Source organism: uncultured Oceanisphaera sp. (genome assembly GCF_947495715.1).
Taxonomy (GTDB): domain Bacteria; phylum Pseudomonadota; class Gammaproteobacteria; order Enterobacterales; family Aeromonadaceae; genus Oceanimonas; species Oceanimonas sediminis.
Genome location: NZ_CANLZU010000043.1, coordinates 1 through 2,284, shown reverse-complemented (window position 1 = coordinate 2,284; position 2,284 = coordinate 1). Strand labels below are relative to the sequence as shown.

The window sequence follows — 2,284 nt, the reverse complement described above, 5'->3', positions numbered from 1 at the left end:
ATGCCGGGAACTCAAAGGAGACTGCCGGTGATAAACCGGAGGAAGGTGGGGACGACGTCAAGTCATCATGGCCCTTACGGGTAGGGCTACACACGTGCTACAATGGCGCGTACAGAGGGCTGCCAACCAGCGATGGTGAGCGAATCCCAAAAAGCGCGTCGTAGTCCGGATCGGAGTCTGCAACTCGACTCCGTGAAGTCGGAATCGCTAGTAATCGTGGATCAGAATGCCACGGTGAATACGTTCCCGGGCCTTGTACACACCGCCCGTCACACCATGGGAGTGGGTTGCTCCAGAAGTAGATAGCTTAACCTTCGGGGGGGCGTTTACCACGGAGTGATTCATGACTGGGGTGAAGTCGTAACAAGGTAACCCTAGGGGAACCTGGGGTTGGATCACCTCCTTACCTTAATCTCAACGTCTGTTGAGTGTTCACACAGTTTGCTTGATATGAGTAGAGCGCTTTTGATAAGGGCGTGGCAGCCAGTTTGCCTATAGCTGGTTGCAATCACACACCTTTGTCAGTAAATGTGCGTTTTGGAAAGGTGCATCCTTTAAGCGAAAGACTGATTTAGTCTGAACCTTGAGAGTGCTGAGCCGGTGCGATATGAAAGTTATCTTTCTTGCCGCTCGGGTTCGCAGAGCTCACCGCTCGCCTTTACAAAATTCACTGCGAAGCGAAGCTTCGCAACCGTGAATTTTGTCCCCTTCGTCTAGAGGCCTAGGACACCGCCCTTTCACGGCGGTAACAGGGGTTCGAATCCCCTAGGGGACGCCATTAAAGCCGTAAACCTTAAGCTGTATACATTATTAGTGTGCACAGCTTAGAGTTTAACTACTCTTGCTCTTTAACAATCTGGAAAGCTGATAGAAATAATTTGTAGTTCTTGATACGCAAGTGTCTTGGAACTTCTTGGCGAAATATGTTGTAAGCATCAGTCACTGATGCAGCAACCCGCTTAGAGAAGAATTGTTTTTATGAGTGCATTCGACGCTAATTCAAGGCGTCGCTTGAACGAATTTCATGAGCATAGTCCGCTATGTGATTGAATGAGTGGAAGCGACAACGCAGAAGTAGCTAAGAAGGTACCATAAAAAACACACTTCTTGGGGTTGTATGGTTAAGTGACTAAGCGTACACGGTGGATGCCTTGGCAGTCAGAGGCGATGAAGGACGTGCTAACCTGCGTTAAGTACGGATGAGCTGGTAAGAAGCGCTTGAGTCCGTAATATCCGAATGGGGAAACCCACTGCATTCAGTGCAGTATCGTTAAGTGAATACATAGCTTAACGAGGCGAACCGGGAGAACTGAAACATCTAAGTACCCCGAGGAAAAGAAATCAACCGAGATTCCCCTAGTAGCGGCGAGCGAACGGGGACCAGCCCTTAAGCTGTTTGTGGTGTAGTGGAATGGTCCTGGAAAGGCCGGCCGTAGTGGGTGATAGCCCCGTACACCAAACGTCACTTACAGTGAAATCGAGTAGGACGGGACACGTGATATCCTGTTTGAACATGGGGGGACCATCCTCCAAGGCTAAATACTCCTGACTGACCGATAGTGAACCAGTACCGTGAGGGAAAGGCGAAAAGAACCCCTGTGAGGGGAGTGAAATAGAACCTGAAACCGTGTACGTACAAGCAGTGGAAGCCCACTTGTTGGGTGACTGCGTACCTTTTGTATAATGGGTCAGCGACTTACTTTTAGTAGCAAGGTTAACCGTATAGGGGAGCCGTAGGGAAACCGAGTCTTAACTGGGCGACGAGTTGCTAGGAGTAGACCCGAAACCCGGTGATCTAGCCATGAGCAGGTTGAAGGTTGAGTAACATCAACTGGAGGACCGAACCCACTAATGTTGCAAAATTAGGGGATGACTTGTGGCTGGGGGTGAAAGGCCAATCAAACCGGGAGATAGCTGGTTCTCCCCGAAATCTATTTAGGTAGAGCCTCGGACGAATACTTACGGGGGTAGAGCACTGTTTGGGCTAGGGGGTCATCCCGACTTACCAACCCCATGCAAACTCCGAATACCGTAAAGTACTATCCGGGAGACACACGGCGGGTGCTAACGTCCGTCGTGAAGAGGGAAACAACCCAGACCGCCGGCTAAGGTCCCAAAGTCATAGTTAAGTGGGAAACGAAGTGGGAAGGCTCAGACAGCCAGGATGTTGGCTTAGAAGCAGCCATCATTTAAAGAAAGCGTAATAGCTCACTGGTCGAGTCGGCCTGCGCGGAAGATGTAACGGGGCTAAACTATGCACCGAAGCCGCGGATGTGTTCTTAGG

General features: G+C 50.4%; 1 tRNA gene and 2 rRNA genes. All 3 read left to right on the top strand.

Going from position 1 to position 2,284, the window contains the following annotated elements:
• Window positions 1-406 (top strand): 16S ribosomal RNA (locus tag Q0753_RS16475); the annotation flags it as partial.
• A 296-nt stretch (window positions 407-702) separates the two neighbouring features.
• Window positions 703-778, top strand: a tRNA-Glu gene (locus tag Q0753_RS16470).
• Between the two features lie 341 nt (window positions 779-1,119).
• A 23S ribosomal RNA gene (locus Q0753_RS16465) occupies window positions 1,120-2,284 on the top strand; the annotation flags it as partial.